Source organism: Anabaena sp. CS-542/02, assembly GCF_028331085.1.
GTDB lineage: Bacteria > Cyanobacteriota > Cyanobacteriia > Cyanobacteriales > Nostocaceae > Anabaenopsis > Anabaenopsis arnoldii.
The window spans coordinates 1-7,641 of record NZ_JAQMTM010000052.1 but is presented as its reverse complement, the minus strand read 5'-3'; the positions used below and the strand labels follow the sequence as shown (position 1 = coordinate 7,641).

Annotated in this window: 10 protein-coding genes; 3 read left to right on the top strand and 7 right to left on the bottom strand. The window is 41.1% G+C overall.

The features are described 5' to 3' along the window. Window positions 1–414: 414 nt before the first annotated feature. The 3 genes from PN447_RS05480 to PN447_RS05470 form a co-directional block, all read right to left on the bottom strand. The gene (locus tag PN447_RS05480; protein WP_271761463.1) at window positions 415–579 is read right to left on the bottom strand and encodes a hypothetical protein; all 165 of its coding nucleotides are present in this window, start codon (window positions 577–579) and stop codon (window positions 415–417) included. A gap of 115 nt (window positions 580–694) precedes the next feature. Next, window positions 695–1,318, bottom strand: a complete 624-nt coding sequence (locus PN447_RS05475) for a hypothetical protein (protein ID WP_271761461.1) — start codon at window positions 1,316–1,318, stop codon at window positions 695–697. A gap of 77 nt (window positions 1,319–1,395) precedes the next feature. Continuing rightward, window positions 1,396–2,388, bottom strand: a complete 993-nt coding sequence (locus PN447_RS05470) for an ImmA/IrrE family metallo-endopeptidase (protein WP_271761459.1) — start codon at window positions 2,386–2,388, stop codon at window positions 1,396–1,398. A gap of 233 nt (window positions 2,389–2,621) precedes the next feature. On the opposite strand from PN447_RS05470, the gene PN447_RS05465 reads away from it, so the two are divergent. Further along, window positions 2,622–3,026 (top strand): NIL domain-containing protein, encoded by a 405-nt coding sequence (locus PN447_RS05465; RefSeq protein ID WP_271732976.1) that lies wholly within the window; start codon window positions 2,622–2,624, stop codon window positions 3,024–3,026. On the opposite strand, the gene PN447_RS05460 is transcribed toward PN447_RS05465, so the two are convergent. Further along, complete coding sequence (locus PN447_RS05460) at window positions 3,027–3,512, bottom strand: NADAR family protein (RefSeq protein WP_271761457.1); 486 nt, start codon at window positions 3,510–3,512, stop codon at window positions 3,027–3,029. Between the two features lie 97 nt (window positions 3,513–3,609). Further along, window positions 3,610–4,449, bottom strand: coding sequence for a prephenate/arogenate dehydrogenase (locus tag PN447_RS05455; protein ID WP_271761455.1), 840 nt, complete (start codon window positions 4,447–4,449; stop codon window positions 3,610–3,612). 129 nt (window positions 4,450–4,578) lie between these two features. Here PN447_RS05455 and PN447_RS05450 point away from each other — a divergent pair, with 129 nt between their 5' ends. After that, the gene (locus PN447_RS05450; RefSeq protein WP_271761453.1) at window positions 4,579–5,169 is read left to right on the top strand and encodes a DUF1517 domain-containing protein; all 591 of its coding nucleotides are present in this window, start codon (window positions 4,579–4,581) and stop codon (window positions 5,167–5,169) included. A 75-nt stretch (window positions 5,170–5,244) separates the two neighbouring features. Next, window positions 5,245–6,126 (top strand): hypothetical protein, encoded by an 882-nt coding sequence (locus PN447_RS05445; protein WP_271761451.1) that lies wholly within the window; start codon window positions 5,245–5,247, stop codon window positions 6,124–6,126. A 40-nt stretch (window positions 6,127–6,166) separates the two neighbouring features. Here the strand turns inward: PN447_RS05445 and aroF are convergent, their stop codons facing one another. Both aroF and PN447_RS05435 read right to left on the bottom strand, forming a co-directional pair. Next, entirely contained in the window at window positions 6,167–7,228 is a 1,062-nt protein-coding gene (aroF, locus tag PN447_RS05440) for a 3-deoxy-7-phosphoheptulonate synthase (protein ID WP_271761449.1), read from the bottom strand. A gap of 166 nt (window positions 7,229–7,394) precedes the next feature. Beyond that, the coding region (locus tag PN447_RS05435; RefSeq protein ID WP_442867079.1) for a zinc ribbon domain-containing protein at window positions 7,395–7,641 on the bottom strand (247 nt) is incomplete at its 5' end.

Genomic DNA, 7,641 nt, shown 5'->3' with positions numbered 1-7,641 from the left:
GTTTCTTTACGGGAACCGCCAAACTGGATAATTTTGGCTACTTCTGCTTGGTACTGGCTAATCAAAAGTCTGGACATGGGAAACTAGGGGATATACAAGGGCAGAAATTTAAATATAGAGGATAGCTGTTAGTAATTTAGCCGACAGTTTATTAAAATTTATACAAGTGTAAATAACTTTAAGTTAGAATAACTGTAAGTTTGTCATCTATCTTAGGGTAGAGATCAAACTCCTATCTGATCTATCATCTATTCGTTTATATCCACTATCTGTTGTTAAACGCAAAGGGCGCAAAGTTTGGCGCAAAGGTACGCAAAGGTTTATTGGCGGTCTAGACTATGATCACATACATGATTTTCTAGTCAGATTTATCTGACTTTAGCTATTAGACGGGGGTTTCTAACCCCCGGATCTCTATGTAGCATTAAATGTAAATTTTACACCGTTCTGGTTAAGGTTTATTTGTTTTGGGTCTGTGCGGTGATGATGTGGTGATTTTAAATGAGCCGGATTTTCAACCACGGAAGCGGTGATAGGAACTTTTAGACGGGGACGATCGCCTATAACAGCAGCGCGCACCTTTTTCAGGTTAATGAAGTATACACAAATTTCCTATTACGGTGTTCCGGTGTTCGGTGTGTTCCCTCAAACTAAAAAACTTTGTACCTCACGAGCATGGGAAATGCTATAAGAATTAGGGATAAGGATAAAGTAAGTTACCAGTCTCTCCTCTTAATACTATAATTTCTGTGTTCAAATTTTCTTTTACTACCTCTTCTGTTGCTTTGATACTATAACCAAATATCATTTTTATATTCTGGTCACAATATCGGCTAGGGTAAACTTTTGTTTGTATTATATCAAAACCAAATTTTTCAATATACTTAAAAATCAATTGCTCTAAACACCAAATTCTACCCTCAAGATTTTGAATAATCTCAGTAAAACCAGACTTTATTAAAGCCCTTAAACAGCATTTATCGTGGGTTAATAAATAATTATTGGTATAACCCTGTTGACTCAGGTAGAAAATATAACTGATTAAAATTGCTTCTCCTTGATCAATTGTATCTGTTTTATCATTGCTTCTTCTACAAGAATCCATCAGTCTCAAATAAATATCTCTATCAATATTAGGATTATGCTCTGAAAGAGTTGCACAATTTTCAACGATTTCTAATGCTTTTTTAATATCAAATTCTGTATAATTATTGTTGGCTTTATTCCCTCTTCTACGTTTAATTTGCCTGTTTACATCAAATTTATATTTGAAACTATCAAGTATTTGTATTTGACTTGCATTAATCTTAAATGTCATCAGGGTTTCATTAAATAAATCGCAGGTAGCCAGTTTAAGAATAATATCATTATCTAAACAGTAAAATGACCCTGACATTAAACTCCTAAGACTTTTTCTAAATACTCATAGCTTTCATCATTAAACTTGTCCCAGTCTAATCTCTCAGCTAAATATTCATTAACAAGTTGACCATTAGCTAAGGAGTCTAATTTCTTTAAAGCTTTCTGAACAAAACCCCAGTTTTTCTTTGTGTGCCAACCATAATTAAGTACAATTGAGTCCACATCAACATGAGGATTTTCTTGACAGATTAATTGAGCGTACTTAATTAACTGGTTATGGTGAAAAATACGCTGATCTTCTAAACAATTATCACAATCACCTAATAATAACTGAGTAGCAAATTTATTTGCTTGACATTCATCATCATCATTTTGATTACAATCATACTTTATTTCTTCATCAACTAAAATACCTTCTTTTAGATGTCCTAATGCTAAGTGACCTAATTCATGGGCTAAGTCAAAAGCTAATCTAGCAGAGTATTTATGTTGGGAACTGAGAATGATTACAGGACTATTAAACCTCCATTGAATTAATGCAGCAAACTTCTTGATCTTGGGAGGGAAATTGTTAAAATAAACAACAACTATGCCCTTACTCCAACAATATTCGAGTAAGGATTTTAAATTAACAGTGGTATGATTTGTTAAAATTTCTGCTCTAATTTTCTTAACATCAGTGGGTAAAGATGTAAAATTGGCTTCCGTACCGTAGGCAGTTAACTCAGCTACCCGACTAGCTAAAGCTTGAGCTAGATAAGGGTGATCCTGATTTCTGCTGTTATGCTGCTTAAACTTAGTAGGAGGGGAGGAATTAAACCTAATGTTTTCTTCTACCAACAAGGATTCTAAGTTAAGGTTAAGGTGATCAGCGATATAACCAGCCCCTTCTAACACAGCCATGGGTTTATCGTTGAGTTCATCATTCCACCAACTTGGTAAACCATTATTTTTTACATAGTGTTGGTTTAACCCAATTTTGGATAGTTTAGCGTAGAGGGACGACATAGTAAGTGTTACTGTCATTGTTTTGTCCTCCTGATGCTAAAAGTTAAGCCTTTGTCTTAATTTCAATCTTTGATGGATATTCTCCATTTATTATACATCCTTTTCAACACCCTTTTACATAACTTCAACAAAGCCTTATGGCTAACCACGGGGAATGGGAGTATATAGAATGGCGATCGCCTTTAACTGCAGCGCTTACGCTATCGCCCTAGAGTTAAAATTTAAAAAAAACTAAAGTCCCTGCTAAACCTGTGAAAAAACGAGTTACCCTTACTTTTCCTAAACGGGCTATTCAAATGCCAGTTACTTACTTACTGGCTAAAGAATTTAACGTTGCTGCCAATATTATCCGCGCCCAAGTGGCTCCTAACCAAATTGGCAAACTTGTGGTAGAATTGTCTGGAGATATTGACCGCTTAAATGAAGCTATTGAGTGGATGCGATCGCGCCATATCAATGTTTCTCACAACCTAGGTGAAATTGTCATTGATGAGGATGTCTGTGTACATTGTGGTTTGTGTACTGGGGTTTGCCCTACGGAAGCCCTCAGCCTACAACCGGAAACATATAAGTTGACATTCACGCGATCGCGCTGTATTGTTTGTGAACAGTGTATCCCTACCTGTCCAGTACAGGCGATTTCCACTAATCTGTAATTAATCCAACTTACGTCCCCCTAAAAATACCGTAGAAAGTTGTGATGCGCGGATTTCTTGACGCACAGCCATGAGAATTTTACCAAGATGGTTTTGACCGGTTTTTTGTACCCCACAACCCCAGAAATAATCGTTGGGGGAATTTTCCACTAGGGTTTGATTACCTGTGTTCAAAAGAATTTCTTTAATGTCGCCATGAGTCAGAAACTTTTGCAGTACAGCTTGTCCCATAACTTGAGTTTTAACCATCTCCCAGTCTGGACGCAGTTGGCGAGTAGGACAGCGGCCTAAAGCCGCTGCTGCTTCCGGGGTTTCGGCTGCATGAATCACAGGTATAATAACTGCATCTACACTGCCAACAAATTTTTGTGCTTGATAATAATGCTCTACAGTGGGCCAGTAAGTACCATGAATTGTGATCCCGTGGGGAGAAAAATTAGAAAAACAGCCATAAGGTTGCCACACCTTGTAAAAGTATATGGTCATTTGAAAATTTATCTTTCTATATCTACATCTATAATGCCTGTAGATGCTAACAAGAGGTCCTAGAATTTGATCATCACTAGGGAGACCCAACCCAAGATTAGTCAACAAATTTGGGTCGGTCATTCCGGTTGGACTCTAACTTTAACTGCAAACCTGGCCAATCTTGCTGTTCAATCAGGTTAGTCAACTCATCTAGCCTTTGGCGATACTGATGTAGTGAACTCAGTAATGCTTGGCGGTTATATTGTGCCATCATTACTCCTAATTCCGGATTACCGCCACCCACACGACTGGTATCGCGAAAACCTGAACTAGCAAGGTTTTGGGCTAGTTGCAACACTTGGGAGTCTGTTTCGCCCATACAAGTAGCAATTAAGGACGCACTCACCATGACAGGTAAATGGGAAATTAAACTCACCGCTGTGTCATGTTGCTCCGGTGGGCAATAATAAAGATTAGCTCCCAGCGATCGCACAATTTCTGCTACAACTGAAATTGCTGTTTTGGGTGTGGTAGCATCTGGTGTCAACACATAGGGTCTACCCATAAATAAATGCCGTTGAGCCGCATCTATACCACTATCTGTTGTTCCGGCCATGGGATGACCACCAATAAAATTTTCCCATATAGGGGCGATGTTCTGGACTATGGGGGCTTTAACTGAACCAACATCAGTGATCACAGTAGTGGCAGGTAAATAATTAATTAGCTGCTGGAATTGCGGTATAATCATACCTATGGGTGTACAAATAAATACTACATCTGCGGCGGCTAATAAACTCATGTCTACAGATGCTTGATCAACAATACCAAGAGCGATCGCACGTTCACAGGTAGACTCCTGACGAGTCACCCCTAAAACATCATAACCAAGCGATCGCAAATCATAACCCAAAGAACCACCGATGAGTCCCAGTCCTAGAATCCCAATTTTCATCTTCTTAGATTTTAACTATAGGGTTAGTGTAACTATTCAAGCCAGAAACACTATATGTATTTTGTGCATACATCAACAATACTTGTGTCACACTTATTAGTGTACTATTCAAAATTATGGAGCAAGTAAATGCGTGCCTTTAATAGAATGATGGGTCGAACTCGCTATGTAGTTTGTCGCTTGTTTTTACATCTAGCCGGATCTGAGGTTGCACCGATTTTAGGAGTATTAAATAGTACAGCTAGGGATGCCATAGAGGCTGAAGGTGACCTGCAAGAACTGGGAGAAGGATTAGTGGAAATTTGCGAAACCCTCTTGCGATATGATCAAGCTTGGCTGTCTGCTGCCAATGAAGGCGACGTATTTTGGGATGAAGGTGAAGCGGGAGATTACGTCAACGAATTATTTAGTGATTCTGCCCAACGCTACGGCGCAGAGTTTGATACCAGTTCGACTTCAGGTTCAGATCAATCTTTTTCCATACCTGTAACCCGGAATGTGATTGTGATGTTGACTGTAGCCTATGAAGGAGAAGTTCCCAATTTAGAAGCAGACTTGTCCAACATCCCCGCATTAAAAGATGGTTTAAAAGCTTTAATCAATCTGCACTATCAAGAAAAACTGCGCGCCATTCAAGTACATTTTTCCCCAGCACAGTTAGGAGATCAACTGACTAATGATCAGCTGTTGCAATATTACCCAGAATTAATTCCTTTGTAACTGGTTGGGTAGTCTCTACATTCCCACCCCCATAAAACCTTGTTAAGCTGAAAAATAGAACATAGTAAAACGCTCATGAGCATATTACGAAAATTTACAGTGATTTTTTTAGCACTGACTTTGTGCTTAACAACCGTAGCCTGTGGTAATTCTAACCAAACCACCCCTGAAACGAGAAGTGTTAGCCCCACGTCTACAGCTAGCAAGCTCAATGATGGTGAGTATCAGGTGCAACAAGCTAGTTTTGACGATGGCACTGGGGAGTATACACTGTTTTTACTCAACAGTAGACCCCCAACCTTTAAAACTGAAAATTTGCAAATGGCAAGGCTGACCGATGAACAAATCCAGGAGGGAAAAAAGACTTCTTTGAAGGTGGAAAACGGAGAACCCGCCTTGTATATGACCGAAGACTTTAAAATTGAGTACGTCCACAACGTCACTGAAACACAAACCAATCCCCAAACAGGACAACAGGAAACAGTGGTAGTGCGACGAGAAAGCAACTTCTGGGCACCTTTTGCCGGCGCTGTAGCTGGTAACATCGCTGGTCAGGTGATCGGTAATATGTTATTTAGACCCCAATACTATGTACCCCCTGCTTATCAATCAGGAGGGGTGCTAACTGGTTACGGTGGTTATGGTAGTACCTATAATCAAGCAGTGAATAACTATCGGACTCGCTACAATGCGCCACCTGCAGTGGAGCGCAACCGCACGACTTTCCGCACCACGGGAACAATTAGAAGATCATCCCCTGGTAGTTCAACTGTACGCACTACACCACCGACGAATACCACCAATCGCCCCTCTGGTTCGGGTTTTGGTAGCAGTAATCTCAGACCTTCTAATAGATCCGGTACCACTAGACGCAATACTGGTACTGGTTTTGGTTCTGGTGGACGTTCTACACGTAGTCCCAGTCGCTCTTTTGGTTCTTCTGGTAGAAGAAGGTAAAGCCGGCGGCACGCTACGCCTTAGCGTGCCGCAAACACTCCTAGTTAGCTGTAGCAACCACCGGTTGGGGCCAACGTCTCACAGCCTGACCAATCACTGCTAATTCCTGCATTAAGGAATCAAAACGTTCTGGTGTCAGAGATTGGGGTCCATCAGATAAAGCTTTGGCTGGGTTGGGGTGGACTTCAATCATCAGGGAATCGGTTCCAGCGGCGATCGCAGCCATAGCCATTGCTGGCACAAAATCCGACCAGCCAGTACCATGACTCGGGTCAATCATAATCGGTAAGTGAGTCAGCTTCCGCAATACCGGCACCACTGATAAATCTAAAGTATTGCGAGTGTGTTGGCGGTCAAAAGTCCGAATTCCCCGCTCACATAGAATTACATTGGAGTTTCCCGCCGCTAAAATATACTCAGCTGCCATCAACCAATCTTCAATAGTAGCAGCCATGCCTCGCTTTAATAGAACTGGTTTTGGTTGCGCCCCCACCTTTTTGAGCAGGGAGAAATTTTGCATATTCCTAGCTCCCACCTGGATCACATCAGCCACCTCGGCGATCATATCCAGTTCCGCAGCATCCATTACCTCAGTAATAATACCTAAACCACTTACTTCCCGTGCCTGAACCAGCAGTTCTAAAGCACTCTCACCATGACCTTGGAAGGCATAGGGTGAAGTGCGAGGTTTATAGGCTCCACCACGTAAAAACTTTGCTCCTGCTGCTTTCACCCGCTGGGCCGTTTCCACAATCATTTCTTGATTTTCTACCGAGCAAGGGCCAGCAACAACAACTAGGGGATGGTCTTCTCCAAATACAACATCACCATTGGGAGTATTAACCACTACCTCAGAGGCTTGTCCATGTCGAAACTGGCGGCTCGCCCTTTTGTATGGTAACTCCACCCGCAATACCTGCTCAATCCATGGGCTGAGTTCCTGAATCTGTAACGGGTCTAAACTGGCTGTTTCACCTACCAGACCAATTACCACCTTGTGTTGACCGATGATTTTTTCTGGTATAAGTCCCCAGGTAGTAAGTTCCTGGCTAATGCGGTTGATTTCCATTTCTGGGGAACCGCTTTTCATGACTATAATCATATGAAATTACCTGATTATTTGAATCAAACCGATACTTTTTTGCTAACATTCACTAACAAATACACTCTTTAAGAGAGGGCGTATCAACCAATGCACGGAGGAAAATCCCTCGCGCACCATTTATGTCCCGGCTCATTACCAGCCCGTCAGATGGAGACTTAACGAATTATGCACCACCAAGGTTGGGGATGATTTCACCAGTCCAACTGACTGTTTTTGATGTGTACGCTTCGTTCACATCCATCACCACTTTATTAGTCTCAAAAGCCTTGTGCTTGAGAAACTGCTTAAATCGGTAGTGAGAGAGTGTTAACATTTGACGCACTGACTTTGACTTAATCCGTCGTTTCGCCTTCTGAGACATTTGGGATGTTTCAAAGGTTGGCAGTAAAATAATGTCAAAGTTATCAACC

Excerpts from the sequence above, each read along its gene's own strand:
- PN447_RS05460 (WP_271761457.1), bottom strand. The coding sequence starts at position 3,512 with ATGACCATATACTTTTACAAGGTGTGGCAACCTTATGGCTGTTTTTCT.
- PN447_RS05455 (WP_271761455.1), bottom strand. The coding sequence starts at position 4,449 with ATGAAAATTGGGATTCTAGGACTGGGACTCATCGGTGGTTCTTTGGGT.
- PN447_RS05475 (WP_271761461.1), bottom strand. The coding sequence starts at position 1,318 with ATGACATTTAAGATTAATGCAAGTCAAATACAAATACTTGATAGTTTC.
- aroF (WP_271761449.1), bottom strand. The coding sequence starts at position 7,228 with ATGATTATAGTCATGAAAAGCGGTTCCCCAGAAATGGAAATCAACCGC.
- PN447_RS05470 (WP_271761459.1), bottom strand. The coding sequence starts at position 2,388 with ATGACAGTAACACTTACTATGTCGTCCCTCTACGCTAAACTATCCAAA.
- PN447_RS05445 (WP_271761451.1), top strand. The coding sequence starts at position 5,245 with ATGAGCATATTACGAAAATTTACAGTGATTTTTTTAGCACTGACTTTG.
- PN447_RS05450 (WP_271761453.1), top strand. The coding sequence starts at position 4,579 with ATGCGTGCCTTTAATAGAATGATGGGTCGAACTCGCTATGTAGTTTGT.